The 23,151-nt window shown below is 58.0% G+C and carries 22 protein-coding genes and 1 tRNA gene; 6 read left to right on the forward strand and 17 right to left on the reverse strand.

The window, feature by feature from the left end:
• Window positions 1-2 precede the first annotated feature (2 nt).
• The 9 genes from M3P88_RS08890 to M3P88_RS08930 all read right to left on the reverse strand — a co-directional run bounded on the left by M3P88_RS08890 (window position 3) and on the right by M3P88_RS08930 (window position 7,428).
• Window positions 3-2,180, reverse strand: a complete 2,178-nt coding sequence (locus M3P88_RS08890) for a TonB-dependent receptor (protein ID WP_249615690.1) — start codon at window positions 2,178-2,180, stop codon at window positions 3-5.
• 96 nt (window positions 2,181-2,276) lie between these two features.
• Window positions 2,277-2,687 carry an ExbD/TolR family protein gene (locus M3P88_RS08895; protein WP_249615691.1) on the reverse strand — a complete coding sequence of 137 codons (411 nt, stop codon included), beginning with the start codon at window positions 2,685-2,687 and terminating at the stop codon, window positions 2,277-2,279.
• Window positions 2,674-3,351 (reverse strand): MotA/TolQ/ExbB proton channel family protein, encoded by a 678-nt coding sequence (locus tag M3P88_RS08900; protein ID WP_249615692.1) that lies wholly within the window; start codon window positions 3,349-3,351, stop codon window positions 2,674-2,676. Before M3P88_RS08900 ends, M3P88_RS08895 begins: the two co-directional genes overlap by 14 nt.
• The gene (locus tag M3P88_RS08905) at window positions 3,348-4,028 is read right to left on the reverse strand and encodes an energy transducer TonB (RefSeq protein WP_249615693.1); all 681 of its coding nucleotides are present in this window, start codon (window positions 4,026-4,028) and stop codon (window positions 3,348-3,350) included. Before M3P88_RS08905 ends, M3P88_RS08900 begins: the two co-directional genes overlap by 4 nt.
• A gap of 115 nt (window positions 4,029-4,143) precedes the next feature.
• Window positions 4,144-5,421 (reverse strand): glutamate-1-semialdehyde 2,1-aminomutase, encoded by a 1,278-nt coding sequence (hemL, locus tag M3P88_RS08910; protein ID WP_249615694.1) that lies wholly within the window; start codon window positions 5,419-5,421, stop codon window positions 4,144-4,146.
• 47 nt (window positions 5,422-5,468) lie between these two features.
• Entirely contained in the window at window positions 5,469-5,939 is a 471-nt protein-coding gene (locus M3P88_RS08915) for a CYTH domain-containing protein (RefSeq protein ID WP_249615695.1), read from the reverse strand.
• Between the two features lies 1 nt (window position 5,940).
• Window positions 5,941-6,393: a CopD family protein gene (locus tag M3P88_RS08920; protein ID WP_502798952.1), complete on the reverse strand. Its 453-nt coding sequence runs from the start codon at window positions 6,391-6,393 to the stop codon at window positions 5,941-5,943.
• 18 nt (window positions 6,394-6,411) lie between these two features.
• On the reverse strand, window positions 6,412-7,233 hold the full coding sequence (locus M3P88_RS08925; RefSeq protein WP_249615697.1) for a M48 family metallopeptidase: 822 nt from the start codon (window positions 7,231-7,233) through the stop codon (window positions 6,412-6,414).
• 30 nt (window positions 7,234-7,263) lie between these two features.
• The gene (locus M3P88_RS08930) at window positions 7,264-7,428 is read right to left on the reverse strand and encodes a rubredoxin (protein ID WP_124735525.1); all 165 of its coding nucleotides are present in this window, start codon (window positions 7,426-7,428) and stop codon (window positions 7,264-7,266) included.
• Between the two features lie 68 nt (window positions 7,429-7,496).
• On the opposite strand from M3P88_RS08930, the gene thiD reads away from it, so the two are divergent.
• Window positions 7,497-8,339: a bifunctional hydroxymethylpyrimidine kinase/phosphomethylpyrimidine kinase gene (gene thiD / locus M3P88_RS08935; RefSeq protein WP_249615698.1), complete on the forward strand. Its 843-nt coding sequence runs from the start codon at window positions 7,497-7,499 to the stop codon at window positions 8,337-8,339.
• Here thiD and waaA read toward each other — a convergent pair.
• The 5 genes from waaA to M3P88_RS08960 all read right to left on the reverse strand — a co-directional run bounded on the left by waaA (window position 8,336) and on the right by M3P88_RS08960 (window position 13,544).
• Entirely contained in the window at window positions 8,336-9,598 is a 1,263-nt protein-coding gene (gene waaA / locus M3P88_RS08940) for a lipid IV(A) 3-deoxy-D-manno-octulosonic acid transferase (protein ID WP_249615699.1), read from the reverse strand. The two genes, thiD and waaA, sit on opposite strands and share 4 nt — an antisense overlap.
• Window positions 9,595-10,554, reverse strand: a complete 960-nt coding sequence (waaC, locus tag M3P88_RS08945; protein WP_249615700.1) for a lipopolysaccharide heptosyltransferase I — start codon at window positions 10,552-10,554, stop codon at window positions 9,595-9,597. Before waaC ends, waaA begins: the two co-directional genes overlap by 4 nt.
• A 1,234-nt stretch (window positions 10,555-11,788) precedes the next feature.
• Entirely contained in the window at window positions 11,789-12,487 is a 699-nt protein-coding gene (gene ung, locus M3P88_RS08950; protein WP_349629051.1) for a uracil-DNA glycosylase, read from the reverse strand.
• Window positions 12,488-12,558: 71 nt separating this feature from the next.
• A complete protein-coding gene (locus M3P88_RS08955) occupies window positions 12,559-12,885 on the reverse strand; it encodes a rhodanese-like domain-containing protein (RefSeq protein ID WP_249615702.1) in 327 nt (108 codons plus the stop codon).
• Window positions 12,885-13,544, reverse strand: a complete 660-nt coding sequence (locus tag M3P88_RS08960; protein WP_249615703.1) for a protein-L-isoaspartate O-methyltransferase family protein — start codon at window positions 13,542-13,544, stop codon at window positions 12,885-12,887. The genes M3P88_RS08955 and M3P88_RS08960 overlap by 1 nt, the downstream gene beginning before the upstream one ends.
• A gap of 210 nt (window positions 13,545-13,754) precedes the next feature.
• On the opposite strand from M3P88_RS08960, the gene M3P88_RS08965 reads away from it, so the two are divergent.
• The 5 genes from M3P88_RS08965 (at window position 13,755) to M3P88_RS08985 (ending at window position 17,119) form a co-directional block, all read left to right on the forward strand.
• Window positions 13,755-15,728, forward strand: coding sequence for a peptidase U32 family protein (locus M3P88_RS08965; RefSeq protein WP_249615704.1), 1,974 nt, complete (start codon window positions 13,755-13,757; stop codon window positions 15,726-15,728).
• A gap of 44 nt (window positions 15,729-15,772) precedes the next feature.
• Window positions 15,773-16,162: a YkgJ family cysteine cluster protein gene (locus M3P88_RS08970; RefSeq protein ID WP_249615705.1), complete on the forward strand. Its 390-nt coding sequence runs from the start codon at window positions 15,773-15,775 to the stop codon at window positions 16,160-16,162.
• Between the two features lie 95 nt (window positions 16,163-16,257).
• A tRNA-Leu gene (locus M3P88_RS08975) sits at window positions 16,258-16,342 on the forward strand.
• Between the two features lie 99 nt (window positions 16,343-16,441).
• Window positions 16,442-16,768 carry a VF530 family protein gene (locus M3P88_RS08980; protein WP_249615706.1) on the forward strand — a complete coding sequence of 109 codons (327 nt, stop codon included), beginning with the start codon at window positions 16,442-16,444 and terminating at the stop codon, window positions 16,766-16,768.
• A 12-nt stretch (window positions 16,769-16,780) separates the two neighbouring features.
• Window positions 16,781-17,119: a nucleotide pyrophosphohydrolase gene (locus M3P88_RS08985; RefSeq protein ID WP_249615707.1), complete on the forward strand. Its 339-nt coding sequence runs from the start codon at window positions 16,781-16,783 to the stop codon at window positions 17,117-17,119.
• A gap of 4 nt (window positions 17,120-17,123) precedes the next feature.
• Here M3P88_RS08985 and M3P88_RS08990 read toward each other — a convergent pair whose 3' ends face one another.
• The 3 genes from M3P88_RS08990 to M3P88_RS09000 form a co-directional block, all read right to left on the reverse strand.
• Complete coding sequence (locus M3P88_RS08990; RefSeq protein ID WP_249615708.1) at window positions 17,124-18,338, reverse strand: HD-GYP domain-containing protein; 1,215 nt, start codon at window positions 18,336-18,338, stop codon at window positions 17,124-17,126.
• A gap of 82 nt (window positions 18,339-18,420) precedes the next feature.
• On the reverse strand, window positions 18,421-18,873 hold the full coding sequence (locus M3P88_RS08995) for a YaiI/YqxD family protein (protein ID WP_249615709.1): 453 nt from the start codon (window positions 18,871-18,873) through the stop codon (window positions 18,421-18,423).
• An 89-nt stretch (window positions 18,874-18,962) separates the two neighbouring features.
• Window positions 18,963-23,132 carry a DEAD/DEAH box helicase gene (locus M3P88_RS09000; protein ID WP_249615710.1) on the reverse strand — a complete coding sequence of 1,390 codons (4,170 nt, stop codon included), beginning with the start codon at window positions 23,130-23,132 and terminating at the stop codon, window positions 18,963-18,965.
• Window positions 23,133-23,151 lie beyond the last annotated feature (19 nt).

Genomic DNA, 23,151 nt, shown 5'->3' on the forward strand with positions numbered 1-23,151 from the left:
GGTCAGAATTTCATGCCCAGCGTCAGCTCTGCACCACGTTGGGCACCATAGGTCGCATGGCCGCCGTACAGACCTTCGTAGTGCTTTTCATTCAGCAGGTTATTGATGTTGAGCTGCGCCTTGTAGTGGCGTGTTTCGTAAGCAAGCATCGCACTGACGACCAGATACTCCGGCAATACATTGGTGTTGGCCTCGGTCGCATAGCGCTTGCCGACCCAGTTGGCGCCGCCACCGGCGGTAATTTCCGGCGTGATGCGGTAGCTGGTCCACAGGTTGGCGGTAAAGTTGGGCGTATTGCGCGGGCGCTTGCCTTCGGTGCCCAGATGCGAACCGGCCTTGTCGATGCTGGCTTCCAGATAAGTCGCCCCGGCAAACACCTCCCAGCGCTCGTTCAGGCGACCGGCAACTTCCAGTTCGGCACCGTCAGTATGGCGCTTGCCCGATAGCGTCACCACATCCGGAATCAGCGGATCGGTATTGCGCTCGTTGGTTTTCTCGATGCGGAACAGTGCACCGCGCAGCAGCAAATCACCTTCCAGCAGGTCCAGCTTGGCACCCAGCTCCATATTGCGGTTCTTCTCCGGCCCGACCTTCTCGCTCGCCTTGTCCAGCGCATAGGTTTCGCCCGATGGATTGAACGAGGTGCCGTAGCTGGCGTAGTAAGACTGCACGGCCGTCGGCTGCCAGATCAGGCCGGTTCGCCAGCTCCATACATTGTCGCTGCGGCTGGCGTCATAGGAGGTTTTAGCATTGAGTGCACCGCTGTCCTTATTGAAGTTTTGCGTACGATAGTCGCCGCGTAGATGATCAAAACGCGCGCCGACAAGCGCCTTCCACTGGGGCGCCAGCGTGATGAAATCCTGCCCGTAAAGCGCAGCGCCGTCGGCGACATAGTCGCGGTGGCTGGTCTTGCCCCATTTGAGATTCGGCGTGTCTGCTGGATTAGGCGCGCCGACGCTGGTCGACGGCTGGCTGGTGCCCGTCAGATTGTCGTGACGGTCGGTATACGAACGCTCGCGCGTCAGCTCCAGCCCGGCCAGCAACTGGTGGCGCAGGCCGCCAAACTCAAGATCGGTGGTGAAGTCGGTCTGGTTCGACCAGGTTTCATCCACGCCATTGCGCTGCTTAAGCGAACGCGCCATCACACTGCTGTCGGTCACTGGCATCCCCGGCTTAACGCCGGACAAGCGTGGCGCGGTCGGCGCGGCATCGCGTTCATAACGCGCATAGCGCAGCTGGTTTTTGACCTTGCTCTTGTCGCTGAAGCGGTGTTCAAGCACGGCGGTGGCCAGATCGGTCTTGGTATCCTCGTAGTCAAGCCCGGACAGGCCGTAGTAGCGCTTATACGGCACATCGAGCGGCTCAAGCGTATTCGGGTCAAACGGCACACCGTAGTCGGTATTGTTGTGCTCGGTCAGGTGCAGATAAGACAGCGTGAGCGAAGTCGGGCCATCCAGACCGATAGCGATTGACGGCGCAAAGCCGTAGCGCTCGTCGTCGTGCACGGTGCGGCCATTGTTCTTTTTCTCCGCCATGACGTTCAGCCGTACGGCCATATTGTCGTTTTCGGCGTAGTTGATGTCGGCCGTAGCACGCAGCTTGTTGTCGGTACCAATGACCAGCTCGCCCTGCTGCTGGTTGCCGGCATAAGGCTGCTTGCTGGACAGATTGATCACGCCGCCGGTCGAACCGCGACCGAACAGCATCGAGCTTGGCCCTTTGAGCACTTCCACTTTTTCGGTGTTGAACAGGTCGCGCGTGTACTGGCCGATATCGCGCGCGCCATCCACGAACAGATCGGTGGTGGTGGCAAAGCCGCGCATCACAATCTGGTCGCCGGTACGGCCGCCTTCACCGGCGGCGAAAGTCAGCCCCGAAACATTCTTCAAGGCATCTTTAAGCGTGTCCGCCCCCTGATCTTCGATCAGCTGCTGGTTAATCACGGTGACCGACTGTGGAATGTCGCGCAGCGCCTGCTGCATCTTGCCTATGCTGGATGCACCGGTGGCCAGCGTGCCGCGTACCGCCTGTTCGCCGACAACTTGCACCGCATCCAGACGCTGCGCCTGCTCTGCCGCCTGAGCCAGAGCAGGGCACAAGGCCGCGGCCAGCATGCCGGCGGCCAGGGTTGCGCCACGCTGGCCGGCCAAACCGTTACGCTTCAAATCTTGCTTCATCATTTCTCTCTTATTATCAGTGGGTTGCAGGTAAAACCATATTGTCGCAAGACGCACGCACCCCTCCCCGGGCGCGGGATCCATCGTCAGACAGGAAACTCAGGGTTGCTGGGTGATAAAGCCGATACGGCTGACGCCGGCCTGCTGCGCGCTGGCCAGCGCTTTGGCGACCAATTCGTAACGCACGGCCTTGTCGGCACGCACATGCAGTTCAACATCGGGGTGAGAAGCCACCGCCGCTTGCAGCCGTGCCGCAAACGCAGCCTCGCTCAGTGGCGCATCGTTCCACCACAATGCGCCTGCCGCATCGATGGCCAGTCGTATCTGCTCCGGCTTGTCCTGATGGGCGGCAGCTGCAGCGCGGGGCAAATCGACCCGTACCGCGTTGCTGAGTAGTGGTGCGGTCACAATAAATACCACCAGCAGCACCAGCATCACATCGACCAGCGGCGTCATATTGATTTCGGCCATCGGCGCGCCGCTCTCCTCGCTGAAATTACCGAACGCCATCGCTGCGTCCTCCGCTGGTCAGCAACTGTGCATGCAGGTCATGGGCGAAGTGATCCATCTGCTGCGACTGGACCCGCTGTAGCCGGGTAAACGCGTTGTAAGCCAGCACCGCCGGAATCGCAGCGGCAAGACCGGCAGCCGTCGCGACCAGCGCTTCGCCTATCGGCCCGGCCACCACATCGATACCGGCCTGACCACTGGCGCCGATACCGACCAGCGCGTGATAAATCCCCCATACCGTACCGAACAGGCCGACAAAAGGTGCGGTTGAGCCGACCGAAGCCAATAGCGTCATGCCGGACTCCAGCCTGGCCGCCTCGCGCATCAGACCACGGCGCAAGGCGCGGGTCAGGTATTCGTCCAGGCCGCATGCCTGCCCCAGCGACTGGCCGGCATGCACGCGGTAGTGGCTGGCCGCCTCCACCCCTTCGCGGGCGAGCTGCGCCAAAGGGGCAGGGCTGTCGGCAATCGTATTCAGCGCCGCACTCCAGTCACTGGCCGCCCATACGGCTTTTTCGACCCGGGCATTGGCACGGCGCGTACGCCACAGTTGCAGCGAGCGCAGCACGATCAGCGTCCAGGTCAGGATGGACATGACGATCAGGCATAAGAAGACGGCGGTCAGGACGGCATCGCCCTGCTGAAAAACAAGCATCAGATTCATGATTGGGCAGACTTGAGTGAAAAATTGACGGGGACAACAAAGCTATGGGCAACCGCCTCTGTACCACGACGGGCGGGGAGGAAACGCCAGCGCTGGACGGCTTCGCGTGCCGCGCGATCCAGTCGCGGATAACCGCTGCTTTTGGCGAGCGCTACGGATACGGCCTCGCCCGCTGCGCTGACTTCCACCCTGAACTCCGCCGTGCCCTGCTCGCCGAGCTCGAGCGAGAGCGGTGGATAGGCAGGTTTGGGGTTATGCAGATAGTCGCCGCGATATTGCGGCAGGGTCAGGCTGGCTTGTCCGTCGTAAGCGGTAGCGGCCGTATCGCTGTTGCCCTCGGCTGCTGCGGTCGTGCTAACGCGCGTGGCGGCCTTGTCAGACACCGCCTCGCCTTGTGACTGACGAACGGGAACGGGCACAAGGGGCTGGCGCACTGGGCGTGTGGCGGCCTTCGATGCCAGGCGTGCAGGAGAGGGCGACATGCGCACTGGGGTAGCCGCAGGCGCTGACGTGGGCGCGGCAGCGTCGCTACTCGCCGGGATAGTGGCCATCTGCATCGCCACCATAGGCAGCGGCTGTGGCGGCTGCAATGCGGCTTGGTTGCCGGCATACAGCACGACGCCGTGCAGCAGCGTGACGGCAGCAAGAGTGGCAATGGCAAATGGGTTTCTTTTCATGCCGGACATGATAATGCAAATCATTATCATTTAGAACATGTTTTTTTCGCGGCCAGGTGTATTTTGCAAAAAAAACGGCAGCCATCCGGCTGCCGTTTCGTGGGAAAGACAAGCGTTACAGTGTAGCCAGCGCGCGGCGCGCGGCGGCGATGCTCTGCTCGATGATTTCATTGCTGTGGGCGATGGAGACAAAACCGGCCTCGTAGGCTGATGGTGCCAGATACACGCCCTCGGCCAGCATGGCATGGAAGAAGCGGTTGAAGCGCTCGCGATCGGAAGCGGTCACCTCGGCAAAGGTCGACGGAATCTGTTCACAGAAGTAAAGGCCGAACATGCCGCCCACGCTGTCGCCGCATAGCGTCACGCCCAGCTCGCGTGCGGCAGCCACAATACCCTCGACCAGACGCGCCGTACGCCGGCTTAATGTGGCATGGAAATCCGGCTGCTGGATCAGCTTGAGCGTAGTCAGACCGGCGGCAACCGCAACCGGATTACCGGACAAGGTGCCGGCCTGATAGACGTTACCCAGCGGAGCGATGCAGGCCATGATGTCGGCACGGCCACCAAATGCCGCCAGCGGCATGCCGCCGCCCACCACCTTTCCCAATGTGGTCAGGTCGGGCTTGATGCCGTGCAGGCTCTGCGCGCAACCCAGAGCAACGCGGAAGCCGGTCATTACTTCATCGTAAATCAGCACCGCGCCGTGCTGCTCGGTCAGCGCGCGCAGCGCCTTGACGAAAGCCTCGCTCGGCTTGATCAAATTCATATTGCCGGCAATCGGCTCCAGAATCACGCAGGCGATGGTGTGGCCGATTTCGTCGAACGTGCGTTGCAACTGCTCGACATTGTTGTACTCCAGCACCAGCGTATGGCGGGTGAAGTCGGCCGGCACACCGCCCGAGCTTGGGTTGCCGAAGGTCAGCAGGCCGGAACCGGCCTTGACCAGCAGGCTGTCGGAGTGGCCGTGATAGCAGCCTTCAAACTTGATGATGGCGTCGCGCTTGGTAAAGCCACGCGCCAGACGGATGGCGCTCATGGTGGCTTCGGTGCCAGAAGACACCAAGCGCACCTGCTCGATCGACGGCACCAGCTTGCAGATTTCTTCGGCGATATCGATTTCAACTTCGGTCGGCGCACCAAACGACAAGCCGCCTTCTGCCGCCTTTTGCACCGCCGCGACCACTTCGGGATGGGCATGACCCAAAATAGCCGGACCCCAGGAGCCGATGTAGTCGATGTACTGCTTGTCGTCGGCATCCCAGAAATAGGGGCCGTTCGCCTTTTTCACAAAACGCGGCGTCCCTCCCACCGAGCCGAAAGCACGTACCGGCGAATTCACGCCACCGGGGATGGATTTCTTGCCACGTTCAAACAGTTCAAGGTTGCGGGACATAAGGTCGCTCCTGATGGATAGGGAAAAAATCGGGCCGGACACCGGCATCAGGCCGTCGTCCAGCGGGAATAGGGGGTCTGGCTTAGGTAGGCATAACTGAAGCGGGCATCGCTCGTCACTTCGGCTCCCAACCATGGTGGGCGCACAAAGGCTTCCTGTTCGCTCGCCAGCTCGATTTCAGCCAGGACCAAGCCGGCATTGTCGCCGAAAAACTCATCGATGACCCAGTCTTTGCCGGCGTAGCGCACGCGGGTACGCAGTTTATCGACCCGGTAACGGCACAAGCCGGCCAGCATGGCTTCGGCGTCAGCCAGCGGTATCGCATATTCAAACTCGGGGCGGCTTATCGCCATGCCCTCACCCTTGATGGTCAGCCATGCCTGCTCGCCGGCAATACGCACCCGCACCGAATGATGCGCGTCCAGCGAGACAAAGCCCTGGCGCAAGCATAAGCCTGTACCTGCGGCACGCCAGTCCTCGCCGGACAGCAAAAAACGGCGCTCGATTTCGCAGGCCATATCAGAACGGCTTGACCACGACCAGCAGCACGATCGCCACCAACACCAGCACCGGAACTTCATTGAAGAAGCGGTACCAGACATGGCTGTGACGATTCCGGTGCGCGGCAAAATCACGGTACAGCTTGCCGCAATACAGGTGATAGCCGATCAGACCGGTCACCAGCGCCAGCTTGGCATGCAGCCAGCCACCAGAAAAGCCGAATCCCATCCATAGCCAAATGCCTAAAGTCAGCGCCAGCAAGGCCAATGGCGCCATAAAGCGGTACAGCTTGCGCGCCATCAACAATAAACGGTCGTACTCGGCGCCTTCATCCGCCATCGCCAGATTGACAAACAGGCGCGGCAGGTAAAACAGGCCGGCAAACCAGGACATCACAAAGATGATGTGAAAAGCCTTGAGATAGAGATAAGCCAAAAGTGCGCTCCGTTTGCGGGCTTTGATCGCCCGCATGTTTCACGTGAAACAGACTCAGCGTTTACGCTGCGCAGCCTCGTACAAAGGCATGACTTGCGGAATATGTGCCGACAAGTCGGCAATGCGCGTCGAATGGGATGGATGGGTCGACATGAACTCCGGTCCGCCGCCACCCAGTTTGGCCATTTTACGCCATACGCTCACGGCCGCATCGGGCCGGTAGCCGGCGCGCGCCATCAGTTCCAGCCCCATCACATCGGCTTCGGTTTCCATGCCGCGCGAAAAGGGTAACGTCAGCGCATACTGGCCGGCCATATTGGCCATATCCATCTGCCCCTGACTCAATCCGGCCAGCGCGCCCACCAATGCCAACCCCTGACGCTGCGCCACATCTTGCGATATTTTTTCACGGCTGTGTTCACGCAGGGCATGGGCAATCTCATGGCCGATAATGGCGGCCAGCTCGTCGTCGTTCAGTTGCAACTGTTCGATAATGCCGCTGTAGACACCAATTTTGCCGCCAGGCATACAGTACGCATTCACTTCCGGGCTGGTAAAGACATTGACCTCCCAGTTCCATCGCGCCGCATCCGGCCGATAGACCGCCACCTGACGAATCAGCCGGGCGGAAATATCCTTGACCCGGCGGGTGTAGGCCTTATTGCTATTGAGCGCCTGGCTGTTTTTAGCCTTGAGCAAGCTTTGCTGGTAGGCCTGTGCCGAGCCGGCATTGACCTCGGCGGAGGACACCAGCAGCAACTGCTTGCGCTGGGCACCGACCGCGCCTCCCATGGTCGTACTCTGGCATGCTCCCAGCAACAAGCTGGCCGCTACGGCCAGCACCGCAGTTTTGGCGAACGACTTTCTTAGCCCCATATCTACTCCCATCCTGCGACAAGCAGAAACTCAGATCTCTACCATCTCAAAATCATCCTTGCGCGCACCACAGTCCGGGCAAGTCCAGTTCATCGGCACATCCTGCCAGCGGGTGCCCGGTGCAATACCGTCTTCCGGACGACCGGCTTCTTCGTCATACATAAAGCCGCAGATCAGACACATCCAAGTTTGCATGATTCTATCCCCACGATATTCAGTTAAAATGGCTATTGTAAGTCCAGCCATGCAAATGAGGTAATACCTTGGATACCCCGCGCCCAATTCCCCCTATCGTCATGACGCTTTCCGGTTCCGATCCGTCCGGCGGAGCCGGCATTCAGGCCAGCATGCTTACGCTTGCCAGCCTGGGCTGCCACCCGCTGTCCGTCATCACGGCAGTTACCGTGCGCGATAGCTGCTCCATGGAGAGTGCGCTGATTATGGAGCCGGAATGGCTGGCCGATCAGGCACGCATGCTGCTGGAAGACATGCCGGTGGCGGCTTTTTGCGTTGGCATGACCGGCAGCGTAGAAAACATTGCGGTCATTACCGAGCTGGTTTCCGATTACCCGGATATCCCGCTGATACTCGACCCGGTGTTAAGCGGCACGACCGATGAATACGCCAACCAGAACCTGATCGATGCGCTGCGCGAGATGCTGATCCCGCAAGCCATGCTGATCACGCCCAATCTGCACGAGGCCAGACGCTTGGCCATCAATGACACCGATGATGACGAGGACCCGGACGCGGAAGAATGCGCCCGCCGTCTGGCGGCACTAGGCTGTGAATATGTCCTGCTTAGCGGCACCCATGACAGCACCAGCGATATCTGTAATGTGCTGTACGGCCAAGAAGGGGAGATTCGCCGCGACCGCTGGCAACGGCTGCCCGGCAGCTATCACGGCGCTGGCAGCACACTGGCCGCTGCCATTACCGGCATGGTTGCCGGGGGCGCCAAATTGCCCCAGGCAGTACGCGAAGCGCAGGAATATACCTGGCAAGCCTTGCGCTATGCTTTTCGCCCCGGCATGGGCCTGATGATTCCCGATCGCCTGTTCTGGGCCAGTGGCGAAACGGAAGAAGGGGAAACCGGCGAGCGCTAGGAGCGCAAAGCCGGACTCTGTGCCCGGATATACTCGACAATGCGCTCGCTGGCACCTTGGTGTGCCTGAGTAAATGCCAGCGCCGCGGCCTGCATCGCCTCACATCGCGTGCCATCGCCCAGTAAGGCCGCGACTGCTGCCAGCAACTCATCCGCATCCGCCACTTGCAAGGCGGCACCACACGCCAGTGCCTGCCGGCTTGCTTCGGCAAAATTAAACATGGATGGCCCGAACAGGACCGGCACGCCCAGACTGGCCGGTTCAATCAGGTTTTGTCCGCCTAGCGGCAACAAACTGCCGCCGACAAAAGCCAGATCTGCCAGTGCGTAATAGGCAAACAACTCGCCCATCGAATCCCCCAGCCAGACCTGTGTGCCGGATGCCACGACTGCGTTTTCGCTACGCCTTTGCACATCCAGACCCAAGGCCTGTGCGGCAGCATAGACCTCGTCAAAACGCTCGGGGTGACGCGGAACAAGCACCAGCAAGGTATTGTCCGGCGTACGTTCAGCCCAGGCAGCCAGAATCAGTGCCTCTTCGCCCTCGCGCGTACTGCCGCACACCAGCACCTGCCGCCCACCTATCCACTGGCGGAAGGTTTCCCCCAAGGCCAGCTTGTCTGGCGGCGGCGTAAAATCAAACTTGGTATTGCCGCATACACGGACAGTCTGTGCGCCCAATTGGGTCAGGCGGGATGCATCTTCCGGCGTTTGCGCGGCAATACCGGACAGCGCAGCCAGCGCCGGACGAATCAGCCCGGCGACGCGCAAATAACCCTTGAGCGATTTTTCCGACAGCCGGGCATTCGCCAGAAACAAGGGAATGTTGCGCTGCTGACAACCCGCAATCAGATTGGGCCAGATCTCGGTTTCCATCAGGATGCCGAATCTGGGTTGATAGGCATCCAGAAACCGCTGTATCCCATCCTCCGTGTCGTAAGGCAGATAGCGCACCTCGGCATCGGGATAGAGCTCCTGTGCGGTGGCACGGCCGGTAGGCGTCATCTGGGTCAACAGCAGGGGCACGTCAGGCCACGTGCGGCGCAATGCCTGCACCAGCGGCAATGCCGCACGCGTCTCTCCAACCGACACCGCATGTATCCAGATGGGACTTAGGTGCGCAGGCTGCAGGTTTTCGGCAAAGCGTTCATCCCAATGCTGCAGATAAGCAGGAGAGCGCCGGCCACGGCGCCGCAGATAGCGCCGGATCAAGGGCGCGATGCCTATCCACAACCAGGAATAGGGCTTGCGCCAGCTCATGCGCCGCTCCATATCGCCTGCAGTACGGTCTGAACTTCGTGCGGCGTAGGGCAAACACCGGCATGCCCCAGATTACGGGCATAAGGCGTTTCCACAACACCAGTCAAAGCCGGATCGGTATCGGTATAAATCGCCGCCAGGGGCACATCGAGCGCATTGGCCAGATGAGTCAGTCCGGTATCGACACCAATCACCGCTCGGGCATGCCCTAACAAGCCCGCAGCCTCGCGCAAGCGCAGGCGCGGTGCCGCGACAGCGCCATCAATCGCCCCGGCCAGACGCAGGGCGCGTACCCGCTCGCGCTCATTACCCCACGGCAGAATGCTCTGTATACCCTGTGTATTCAGCCAGGCTCCCAGTTCCACCCAGCTGCTTTCAGGCCATTCCTTGGACTCGCGACTGGTCGCGTGCAAAAGCACGGCATAGTTATCCACAAGCAGCCAGTTGGGGCGCTCCCCCTTACCTATACCAAAGCATGGAGCGCCATCGATCTGATAACCGAATGCACGGCCAAATAACTGCCGGTTGCGTTCTATCGCTGACAATTTACGGCTCACGGCCATTTTCTTGTCGTACAGCAGGCTGGCCAAAGGCTCACGAATGCTTTGCCTGTCGTAGCCTACCAGCGTTCCTCCGGCCAAACGGGCCGGAATGGCGCTTTTCACCAGACCCTGGCTATCCAGTACACAGTCCCAATGCGTAGCGCGCAGCCGGGCACGCAAAGCCCCGATCTCGGACCAGGTGGCAGGAGATAACAAGGATCGACGCCAGCGACGCCAGGCAATGGGAATCACATCAGAGATTCCCGGATGCAGACCGGCAATATCGCAAAAATTTTCTTCGGCCATCCAGGACAGCCGCAGGTTGGGGTAGTGCGCAAGCAGTTCGGTAATGGCCGGCCAGGTGTGGATAAGGTCGCCCATCGACGAAGTACGCACAATCAGCACGTTTATCATGCCGCGCATTGTACGAGGGAGGCTGTCGTTAACCAAGCTAAACAAGGCAAACGGAATGTGCATAAGTCCTTGTGGAAAACTTTCGAAGAAACTATCCACAAGCTGTCAGACCCTAGGCAACCCAAACTATCCATAGCTAATCCACAGATCTAAGCCCTGATTTCATTGGATTTTTAGCGCTTACCCACAAAATCAGCCGCCTTCATCAGTATCATCAGTTTTAATAAGAGAACTTAGTGAAGCAATGATGAGTTGGCAAAAAAACGTATACAAGTACAAACACCGACAAGCGCGTACAGCATGTGGATAAGCGGCTTAGCAACTAAGCTTCCGAAGTTACCCACAAGCCGTCCCGACTAAAAACCACAGAGGTGAACAAGATTACAACTTACTTAGACGATTGAATTTAAAGGATAAAACACACTTATCAACAGACAAGGACCCTCTTCATCAAGCTTCATCAATTTTTATATAAATAAAACAAGAACTAGAAAAACCTAAGCCACAAAAAAAGCGTAACAAGAAAAAAGGTTTTTAAAACCTGTCTGCAGAAAACCCATTTGGTAAAACCAGATCTCGAGATAACTGGGTGAAACGGGAATAGACCATTGGCAATAGGTTTCACCTATCGAAGCATTGTTACCCACAGCAAATGCGCTGAACAACAAGATAATTCGTTTAAAAACAACCCACTATGCTATTTCTGTGTCCGTTATCTGATAACGCACACCATGCAAAATAGTGTTTTGATCTTATCGGCAGTAAGGTTGGTGAGATGCATATCCGGATGACAGGCTTGCGAATTCACTGATTGCAGGCAAATCAGCAGGTAAAAATCCGGTTTTTTCCGCTAGATAAGAGGGAGACTGTAGAAACAGTGTGGAATGGCAGATTCATCTACAGCATCACACTTGTTCTCTGCATTGACGGAGTGGATTTCTGAACTTATCCACATCAAGGCAGGATATGGACGGAATTTGTGATGGCGATAGCCGACTTGAACTCAGAATGATGAGCCGTTAAAGGCGTTTGTAAGGACGCAACGGCTTTTAAGCGGGGGATGTGAAGCAGTCGCAGCGAAAAGCGTGTACAAGGCGCTTGCTGTGCCTGCCAAAGCCAAGCAGATGTCTGGCAGGCAATCCGTTTAGAGCCGGATCAAAGAAATACCGGCTTTAGCGCATCGTAAAGATGCAAAGTAAAGTGAGCTTGCACATGGCAAGCGCTAGGGTAAGGGCTATTTTGCCGACCAGTCGATAGCCGCATAACCGTGTGCCTGTAACCAGGCATTGGCTTGCGAAAAATGACGGCAACCAAAAAAACCGCGATAGGCAGCCAGAGGGGAAGGATGGGCCGCACAAAAAATGGCATGGCGTCGACTATCGATTCGCTTTGCCTTGCTTTGTGCCCAATTGCCCCATAACAAAAATACGCAGCCCGGATTTTCCCGGTTGAGCGTATCGAGCAGGGCATCGCAAACATATTGCCAACCCAGTTTTCCATGGCTGCCCGCCTGATTGGCCGCCACCGTCAACACACTGTTCAGTAGCAAGACGCCCTGGTCTGCCCAAGCTGACAGATTGCCGGATGCAGGCAGGCTCAGCTCAAGGTCAGTCGCGATTTCCTTATAGATATTACGCAGGCTGGGTGGAATGCGGACGCCATCCGGTACGGAAAAGCTAAGGCCCATGGCTTCTCCGTCGCCGTGATAGGGATCCTGCCCCAGGATCACGACCCGTATTTTGTCTGGTGCTTTGCTTAATGCGGCAAAAATGGCATCACGTGGCGGATAGATGATTTCTCCCGTCTGAGCGCGTTGTGTCAGCGCTTGATCAATTTGCTGCAACTGTTGTGCGATATCGGCTTGCTTGAAAGTGGCAAGCCATGCGGGATGAACCCGTGAGAGGGCAGTATCGAGATAATTCAGTTCAGACATGAGGGGTACCATAGAAAAAGGGCCGCTCAAGGCGGCCCGATTTGCTGTCAAATACGGCTTTTGCTTGTTATTCAGTAGTGTGCCATGGCTGGATCAATGGCAGATGCCCATGCTTCGACACCGCCTGCCAGACTTTGCACATCTTCGAACCCGGCATTTTCCAGATAAAGCGCGACCTGAAAACTGCGTACTCCATGATGGCAGATCGTGACGATGGGTGTGTCGTCCGGCAATTCGCTCATACGTAGCGGAACAAGGTGCATAGGAATCGTGCGAGAGCCGGCAATATGGGCAATCTCGACTTCCCATGGTTCGCGCACATCAAGCAGCAAGGGCTGGGGACGTTGATCGTCTGTCAGCCAGGCTGCCAGTTCGCCGGCACGGATTTCGCGTGCCATCAGAAAACGAAGCGTTCCGGTTCGACGGCTTCTGCGTGCTCAAGGCGAGCGACGCAAGTATCGAACATTTCTTCGCTGCTGAAATCCTGCTCGCTGATGCGTTTGATCAACAGGGCACGCATAACAGGCAGATCGCCGGTAACAATCATCATGCGTCCACCGATGGCCAGTTGCTGCTTGAGTGCATCAGGAACCACGGGCAGCGACCCACCTACGAAAATAACATCATAAGGTGCATGGGCCGGCAAGCCGGACACACCATTGCCTTCAAGTAGGGTGATGTTTTGCAAACGCACTTGTTTGAGGTTTTCTGCTGCACGTTCACGCTGCGAGGCATCGATTTCCACGCTGTACACATGGCTGGCCAGACTGGCCAGCAGTGCCGTGACATAGCCGGAGCCGGTACCGATTTCCAGTGCCTTGTCTGTCGGCTGCACGTTCAGGTCTTGCAGCATACGTGCTTCGATTTTGGGCTGCAGCATCAGGCTGCCATTGGGCAGCGGTAGTTCATTGTCGGTAAAAGCGAGGGTACGTAGCGCTTCACTGACAAAATCTTCGCGTTTCACGTGAAACATCAGATCCAGGATATCGGTGTCGAGTACATTCCACGGGCGGATCTGCTGCTCAATCATATTGAATCGTGCTTTTTCGAAATCCATGCTCAGCCTCATGCCTGCTTCATAATAATAACGCCAAAGTATCGCATATTTACTTGTTCTTTACAGCAGCCTTGATTCAAGCCTGATCCTGTATCCCTGACGTTTCAGCGGACAGAAACCGGGTATGCTTGTTTATCCAAGTGTCTGATTCCGCTATACTTCCGCCCCTTGCCTGTTTGTGCCCAATTATTTTTGCCCCAAGGATGTTTAATGAGTCTGCTATCGCACCAGCTGGAGCTTCTGTCGCCTGCCAAAACCGCTGAAATAGGTCGCGAGGCCATTTTGCATGGCGCGGACGCGGTGTATATCGGTGGACCCAGCTTTGGGGCAAGACATAATGCCGGCAATAGTGTGGCTGACATCGCCGAGCTGGTGCAGTTTGCCCATCGTTACCATGCACGCATTTTTGTTACGCTCAATACCATTTTGCATGAGGCCGAGTTAGAGCCTGCCCGCGCGCTGATCCTCCAGTTATACGATGCCGGCGTCGATGCGCTGATTGTGCAGGATATGGGTATTCTGGAGATGGACTTGCCGCCTATCCAGTTGCATGCCTCGACCCAATGCGATATCCGCGGCGTGGAAAAAGCCCGCTTTCTGTCCGATAGCGGGTTTTCACAGCTGGTGTTGGCACGCGAGCTGACCATTCCGCAAATACGGCAGATTTCTGCTGCAGTAGGTGGCGGGGCGGCCATCGAGTATTTTATTCATGGTGCCTTATGCGTGGCCTTTTCCGGGCAATGCTACATCAGCCATGCCGATAACGGCCGCAGCGCCAATCGTGGTGATTGCTCGCAGTCCTGCCGCCTGCCTTACACCCTGACCGATGATCAGGGTAGGGTCGTGGCATTCGACAAGCATCTGCTATCGATGAAAGACAATAACCAGAGTGCCAATCTGGAGGCGCTGGTTGATGCGGGTGTGCGTTCGTTCAAGATAGAAGGGCGCTACAAGGATGTGTCCTACGTCAAAAACATCACCGCGCATTACCGCTTGCTGCTCGACGAAATCATCGAACGCCGGCCTGAACTGGCGCGTGCATCCAGCGGCGACAGCGAGATCTTCTTTGCGCCGGATCCGGACAAAACCTTCCATCGCGGTGCGACTGATTATTTCGCCACCGGGCGCAAGGTTGATATCGGTGCTTTCGATTCACCCAAGTTTGTCGGTCTGGGCTTGGGTGTCGTCACCAAGGTGGGGCAGGACTGGTTTGAACTGGAGGCGAAGGAAGAACTGCACAACGGTGACGGCCTGAATTTCATGCAGAAGCGCGAAGTGGTCGGCTTTCACGCCAATACCGTGAAAAAGATCGGGCGTGGTGACGAAGGTGAACTCTGGCGGGTCGAGCCACATGATGTTTCCCTGCTTAAGGGCTTGAGGCCGGGGACGGATATCTGTCGCAATCGTGATCATGCCTGGGAGCTGGCGCTGCTGAAAAAATCGGCCGAGCGCAAAGTCGGGGTATGGCTCACGCTGAGCGATAACGACAAGGGTTTGTTGTTATCGCTGACGGATAGTGACGGTGTTCAGGTGGAAGTTGCTGCCGACATGGCTCTGGAGCCGGCCAAGGATGCTGCGCGTGCAGAGTCGGGCTTGCGCGACAATCTGGGCAAGCTCGGCAATACCATGTTCTGTGCGCACGATATCGAGCTGAAATTACGCCAGCCATGGTTCGTGCCGAGCGCCACCATTAATGCCTTGCGCCGTGAGGCGATCGCCAAACTGGAGGCTGCACGCATTGCCGCCTGGCCGCGCCAGCTGCGCAAAGCAGCCGTCGAGCCTCCGGTTGCTTACCCAGAAACAACGCTCAGCTATCTGGCCAATGTCTACAACCCGCTGGCGTGGCAGTTTTACCGCAAGCATGGGGTTGAAGTCATGGACATGGCTTATGAGGCGCATCAGCAAGAGGGTGAGGTCAGCCTGATGATCACCAAGCACTGCCTGCGTTACAGCTTCAATCTGTGCCCCAAGCAGGCCAAGGGGGTGAAAGGGGTGATGGGGCAGGTGCGTGCCGATCCGATGACGCTCAAGTCGGGAAACGAGACCTATACCCTGGTCTTCGATTGCCGTCCGTGCGAGATGCATGTGATGGGTACGATGAAGAAGCATGTACTGAAAACGCCGCCGCCATCCGATGTGCCGGTTACCATGCCGCTGACTTTTTATCGCCAGCGTCCGCAGTAAGGTGTTTCACGTGAAACACGATCATGATATGACAGGAAAACAAAGTGTGTGCTGATGTAAACCGGACCGATACCTGGATCAAGTACAAACAGGGATTGTGCGATAGCTGCGTCAGTAGCTGTTGCTCCATGCCGGTCGAGGTGCGCTTGCCTGATTTGATTCGGATGGGGCTGGCTGATGAGTTCGAGCTGGAAGAGCCGATCAAGGATATTGCCAAGCGTCTGCAAAAGCAGAAGCTGATCGAGCATTTCAACTTCAAGAACAGCCTGTTTACCTTGTCGCGCCGTGCCAATGGTGATTGCAGCTATCTGGATCAGAAAACGCGTTTGTGCACGATTTATGATGTGCGGCCCAATACCTGCCGTAAACATCCGCAGGTCGGTCCTAGGCCAGGCTTTTGTGCCTATACCAAAAAAACGACTTTTGGTGGCTGATCACAGATAAAAGCAGAACTTCCCTTAATCAGGGGCTGAAATTCAGAATGAAAATGTGGTAAAGTCTGCAACCTGACTGCATCTGCTGCAGTCTGGCCCCGGTGGTGAAATTGGTAGACACAAGGGACTTAAAATCCCTCGGCTTCGGCTGTGCCGGTTCGACCCCGGCCCGGGGCACCATCCGAATTTATGTAGCAAAAAAGCGCCTGACGGCGCTTTTTGTTTTATGGCTGGGCAAGCGCCTATGCTGAATTTTCGTTTCCTCTCTGAAAGCCTGCTATGACCTCGCCCCAACCTGATAACCCCATGCATGGCATCACGCTGGAAGCGATGCTGAACGAACTGGTTGCGCATTATGGCTGGGAAGATCTCGGGCAGCGCATCAAGATTCGCTGTTTTACCTTTCAGCCCAGCGTCAAGACCAGCCTGATTTTTCTGCGGCGTACGCCATGGGCGCGTGCCAAGGTTGAGTCGCTGTTTGCCAATATGAAGGCCAGGCAGGCCAGAGCGGCTGCACCGCGCGCACCCAAGGCCGCGCAAGCGGCAACGCCTGCGGCTGCGGATTCGACGGATACGCGCCCACGTCTGTTTTCCCGCAAATCCTGAAGCGGAGCGACCATGGCAATGAGTCAGGATAAATTGCTGGATGCGGCGGGCTTGCTGCAAGCTCTGCAGCATTTTGCCGATGCGCGGGATTGGCAGCGCTTTCATACGCCGAAAAATCTGGTGTTGGCGCTGACCGGGGAAGTTGGAGAACTGGCTGAAATCTTCCAGTGGAAAACCGACGCCGAAGCCGCTGCCATTGCGGATGATCCGGCCGAGTTCGAGCACTTGGGCGAGGAAATCGCCGATGTGTTGTTGTATCTGGTACGGCTGGCGCAAGTAAGCGGTGTCGATCTTGAGCATGCGTTAGCCGACAAGCTGCGCAAGAATGCGGAAAAATATCCGGCACCTTGAGGCTTTACAGGAAGCGCAAGGGGTCCAGCCGCCATTTGCTTGGGGACTCGTGGCGTACGATTCTATCGCCGCCTCCCATGCCCAGACTGCGCGACAGATCGACGATTTCCGGCCGGATATGGGTATTGCTCTTGCTGCTGAAGAAAACCTTAACCTTGGGCGCGGCCAGACTGTTATCGTTCTGTTCGATAACAACCCCCAAGCGGCCACTTTCCAGCATGACCAGCGTACCGACCGGATAAATGCCGATACAGCGCATAAATGCCTGCACGAGCTGAGGGTTGAAGTGGAATTTCGACCACTCGTAAATTTTCCGCAGTGCATCGGTTGGTGGCATGGCGTTGTGGTAGCAGCGCTCTGAGGTCAGCGCATCGTAGACATCGACAATGGCCGCCATCTGGCCCAGTTGAGAAATCTCGTCTCCCTTGAGGCCGGCCGGGTAGCCGCTGCCGTCATGCCGTTCGTGATGCTGGGCGGCGACTTCGATGGACTGACTGGAAATACCGTCGGTCGCTTGCAGGATTTGTTTGCTTTCGACGACATGGCATTTAATGATGCCGAACTCGTCTTCGGTCAGCTTTCCCGGTTTGTTGAGGATGCTGTCCGGAATTTTCATTTTGCCGATATCGTGCAGCATGCCGCCTATGCCGGCCAAGTGTATGGTTTGGCTGTCCATCCCCATCGCGTTGCAGAAGCTGATCATCAGCGCACCCACACTGACCGAATGGCGGAAGGTGTAATCGTCCTTGTTCTTGATGCGGCACAGCGATAGCAGCGCGCCGTTATTGCGCAGGATGGATTGCGTCATCCGCGTCACGGCAGGCTCCATTTTCTCCAGCTCGACCTGCTGCCCCAAACGTACATCCTGCATGATGTCGAAGACAATTTGGTTGGCTTGCTCATTGATCTGCCTGGCCTGGAACAGTTCGCTATGCGCTTCCACCTTGCGCGGCAACGCTGGTGTACTGTTGGCAAAGGCAATGATTTCGTTTTCCAGTTGCCGTTTGACTTCATGCACGGTCGGAGCGTGGTTGACATCCAGCCCCTTGCTGGTGTCGATATACACCTCATGGATGCCGCTGGCGGCAATTTTTTCGATTGCGTCCGATCTGCGCACCAGAAAGCGTTTGCTTAAGAAAGGGTGTGACATCCAGTCGCAATTAAGGTCATGGATGTACATGCCCACTCTAAGGTCGGCTACGTTAATACACTTGATCATATTGTGCAGAATACAGAGGAGTGACTCGTAATTTTAATGCAATCAGCAAGTTGTTTGGCATTGTTTGTCTGTGTGAATATATTTATTGCATCCGTTGCCGGGCAAGCCAGCGATCAAGCTGGCGGGCAAAAGCCTGCCGGTCGGCTTGACTGAGTGTAGCAGGGCCACCGCTCTGGATGCCGCTGGCGCGCAGTGTTTCCATAAAGTCGCGCATGGTCAGTTGCGCCGCGATGGTTTCCGTGGAGAACGGCTCGCCGCGCCAGTTCAGTGCGGCCGCACCCTTGGCCAGGACCTCGGCCGCCAGTGGAATATCACCGGTAATCACCAAGTCGCCGCTGTTTACCCTGCGTACGATTTCGTTGTCGGCGACATCGAAGCCCTTGGGAACCTGCAGGGCGCGGATGTGTGGCGAAGAAGGCACGCTTAACAGCTGGTTGGCGACAAAAGTCGTTTGCATGGCGGTGCGTTCGGCGGCTCGGCACAAGACTTCGCGAATGACCTTGGGGCAGGCGTCGGCATCAACCCAGATCGGCATGGGGGCTCCGCAGCGTGGATAAGTTCATGAGTTTGGTTTTCCTTATACCCGCCGCGGCAGGCAGCGGGTGATGTGATGGTGGGAGGGCGTTAGCCGCGTATCAATGCCAGCAGATCTTCACTGGACGGAACGATGGCGCCCCCACCGTCTTCCAGTATGCCGTCAGCCAGTGCGCGTTTGTCGTGATGCATGGCGATGATGCTTTGTTCCAGCGTGTCTTCATTGACCAGACGATAGACGGTTACCGGCCGTTGCTGGCCCATACGGTGGGCGCGGCCCATGGCCTGGTCTTCGGCAGCCGGGTTCCACCACGGGTCGGCGATAATGACATAGTCGGCGGCAGTCAGGTTAAGGCCGAAACCGCCGGCCTTGAGGCTGATCAGGAATAGCTCGCCTTCGCCGGCCTGAAATGCCGCTACGCGGCGGTTGCGTTCGGCAACCGGAGTCGAGCCGTCCAGATACTGGTAGGCAATGCCGGCGCTGTCCAGCGGCTCGCGCAGCAGAGCCAGAAAATCGACAAACTGGCTGAACACCAGCACCTTGTGGCGGTTGGCAAGCAGTTCTTCGGCCAGTTGGGCAAAGGCCTGTACCTTGGCTCCGGTCAGGCCCAGTTGCGGATTGACCAGGCGCGGGTCGCACGCGGCGCGGCGCAGCTTGGTCAGTTGTGCCAGCATATTCATGCGTGCCTGCGCACTATGACCCTCGCTCATGCTTTGTTCGGCCTGCTGCAAGGCCTGGCGGCGCAGGGTTTCGTAATGGGCCAGTTCGGCCGCATCGGGTTTAACCGTCAGAATCAGCTCGGTGCGTGGTGGCAATTCGTCTAGCACCTGTTGCTTGGTACGGCGCAGGATAAAGGGCGCAATCAGGCGGCGCAGCGTACGCTGGGCTGTGCGGTCGTTTTCCCGCTCGATCGGATTGGCAAAGCGCTCGCCAAAGCGCTTGCTGCTGCCAAGCAACCCCGGGTTGCCGTAGCGCATAATGGCCCACAATTCGGACAGACGATTTTCGATCGGCGTGCCGGACAGCGCCAGCCTGAAATCGGCCTTAAGTTCGAATACGGCCTGGCTGCGCTTGGCTTGCGCATTCTTGATGGCTTGCGCCTCATCGACTACCAGTGTGTGCCATGACTTTGCCGCAAAAGTCGCACTGGCCTGCAATAGCAGGGTGTATGACACCAGCAGCACATCGCCGGCTTGGGCTTTTTCTATCATATCGCTGCGGCCGATGTCGTCGCCCTCGCTATACACGCTGACATTGAGTGCCGGCGCAAAACGCCGTGCTTCCGCTTGCCAGTTGCCGGTTAGCGAAGTGGGAGCGACCACCAGCGCCGGGCCGTCTTTGGCGCGCGCCAGCAAGACGGCCAGTGCCTGTAGCGTCTTGCCCAGGCCCATATCGTCGGCCAGGCAGGCACCGAAACCGGCTGCGGCCAGACGCATCATCCATTGATAGCCGTCATGCTGGTAGTCGCGCAGCTCGGCCTGCAAGCCGCCGGGCAAGGCCGGCTGGCTGTCGCTGGCGGCATTCAGGCGCTGCAAGCGTTCACGGAAGGCCGGGTCCGTAGTGATATCCAGCCCGTCCAGTGCATGATCCAGCCATTGCATGGCCAGTTGTGGTACGCGCGCTTCGCCCTTGTGAATGTCGGCAACGGTGGCGATTTCAGCCAGCCGCGTGCGCAATTCCTGTGTCAGCGTCAGATACTGGCCCTCGCCCAGTGCGACAAAGCGGTTTTCTGTTTTGGCAAACTCAAGCAGGGTCGAGAGCGACAGGACCAGTTGCTCGTCTATGCGGGCTTCACCTTGCAGTGCCAGCCAATCGTGTCCGCTGCTGACGCTGATCTTGAGTGCTGCCGGATGCAGGGTGGCCACGCGTATCGCCTTGCCGCGCGGCCAGTCTATGCCGGCGATTTGTGGCAGCTGCGGCAATATGGCCAATAGTGCCAGCGCGTCGTCTGGTGCGGTGATCTCCCATTCCTGTGGTGCTTTTCGCGGTAGCGGGTCCAGCATATCGGCGGCGGCCAGTACTGCATCCCGATGCTTGGCTTCGGTTGTCAGGTCGCGGCTGGCACTGAGCGCCTCGCCGCCCAGACGGGCAATCAGCTGGGAGCGTCCGTGGCCCGGTATCAGCCGTGGCCCGGCTTCACCCAGTGGCGCCGCGACCAGGCGCAGCACCAGACCCTCATCCTTGGGCGAGAGTTCGGCGCGCAGGCGCGCATCGGCAACGGTTTCGCGTGCTGCATCAATCTGGTTGCCTTCAACCTGGAAATGACCGGCCAGACCGGTCAGTGCTTGTTGCAATTCCTCGCGTGCCTGAGCCGGCAGGCTCAGCCCGGTCCCGACCAGTTGTGCGGCACGCTGTTGTTCGGGGGTAAAGCGGATCAGGCGCGCGCGGGTTGGTGAATCGCGCAGTACGCTAACCAGTCTGAGCGCCTCCTGCTCTTTTTCCTGCGCGGCAGTCAGGTAGAGATTTGGTGTCGGTGGCAGCGGGCGCATGGCGGGTGTGACCTTGACCTTGAGCTCACCGTTTAGCTCGATGATTTCCAGTTGCGGCATGGCTTCAACCAGCTCAATGTTTTGCCCGGGCGCATCCGCGAGCTCGACCATGGGATGGCCGACCAGGGCGACGATGGCGCTGGCCAGATCCAGATACAGGGTATTGCCGTAGGCCTTGCGGATGGCGCGGACGATGCGCAGGTCTTCTGGCGGCAGCTTTTCGTCCTTGGCCAGCCGCGATAACGGTGCCGCCTTGGGCTTGCCCCAGCCGCGTACGCCCTGTTTTTGTTCAAGCGGCATGATGGCGCGCACTTCGCCATGGGTGCCAAGCTCAATCTGCCAGATCAGGCGCGTGCTGGTGTCGGTAGTGGCGCTGGCGCTGCTATTGCCCAGCGCCGTCAGTGCGGCCAGTGTGATGCGCCAACTTTCATTGCGCTGTCCGGCAAAAAACGGACAGGCAATGGATTGTCCATGGCCATGGGCGCGCGCGGCATCCAGCTGTTCCACCATCCAGCTAAGGCCGCAGCTCTTGAGCAAAGCATGTAGCAGTGCAATGGCTTCTTTTTCGGCGTCGGTCAAAGAGAGCGTCTTGCCCGGCTCCAGCAACCAGACGCGCACCAGCAGCCGCCAGAAATCGACGTCGTGATAGGAATATTGCGAGCTGTGCAGGCTGAAGGAGACGGCTGCAGGCGGCAACTCGCCCAAACGGATGCGGATGGCGTTGCACAGTACCCCCCAGTGGCTGTCGTTTCCCGGATTTTTGCTGCCGGCTTCGGCAGCACAGAACTTGCGTGCCAGTTCCAGCTGGGCTGGTGTTTGCTGTGCCATCAGGGATAGCGGATAGAGCCAGGCGATGGTGTCGTGTATCAGCTGTTTGCGCCGGCCGCTGGCTTTTCGCAACAGAGCCAGACCCTGCTCGAAGCCCTGTTGGGCGCTGGCCCATTGCCCGCGCGTGGCGGCCACGGCCGCACGGGCGCAGGCGATGTAGCCCGGCCATGTGTTCTGGCTGGCGCTTTGTACCAGGTCGACTTGCTTGATGATGGCCTCTACCTGCTGTGGCTGGCCGGACAAAATGGCGTATTCGATCAGTGCCTGGGGTAGCGGGCCGGCATGATGGCCCTGATCCAGTAACGCCTGTGCCAGCTGTGGCATTTCGCCATAGCGCTCATCCCATCCCAGCTGCAGGCGCAATAGCGCGACCGTGGCCAGATGCGCCTGCATCTGCGGGTGCAGGCGCTTAAACAGAACGGGATCGAAGTCATCCAGCCCCGCCGATTGCAGCAGCGCCTCCCAATCGTCGATGGTGCGGCACCAGGATTCGAAGCTGAGCATGCGTTGCGGGCTGTGGCCGCTATAGAGTTCCAGTCGCAGCACGCTGACGGCCATTTCCGGGCTGGAGAAATAAGGCCGCCACATCCGCAAGCTGTGTTGTCCTAGCTCGTGTACATCCAGCAGTGCCTGTTGCAAATTGCGGCTTGGCGCGCTGTCCAGCATGTCGAGGTAAGCTGCATTGATGGCCTCGACAGTCATTTGCCAGTAACCCGCGCGATTCGGCAGCTCCTCTACCCAGCCTTGCTCCCGCAATAGCGCGAGCATTTCCTGCAGCGTATTCATCTTGAAACGCCGGCTCTCGTCATCATTCCAATCAAGACTGGCCAGAAGCTTGTTCAAAGTAGTGCGGGTACAGGGCTGCCAATACAGGGCCAGCGCGCGCAAAACAGTACGGGCGTTCTGCGGTAGCAAGGCAAGCGCTTCGGACGGAGTCGGCATAGTTTGGTAGTGGGTTGGA

The sequence above is a fragment of the Craterilacuibacter sp. RT1T genome, from assembly GCF_023502145.1.
Taxonomy (GTDB): domain Bacteria; phylum Pseudomonadota; class Gammaproteobacteria; order Burkholderiales; family Chromobacteriaceae; genus Craterilacuibacter.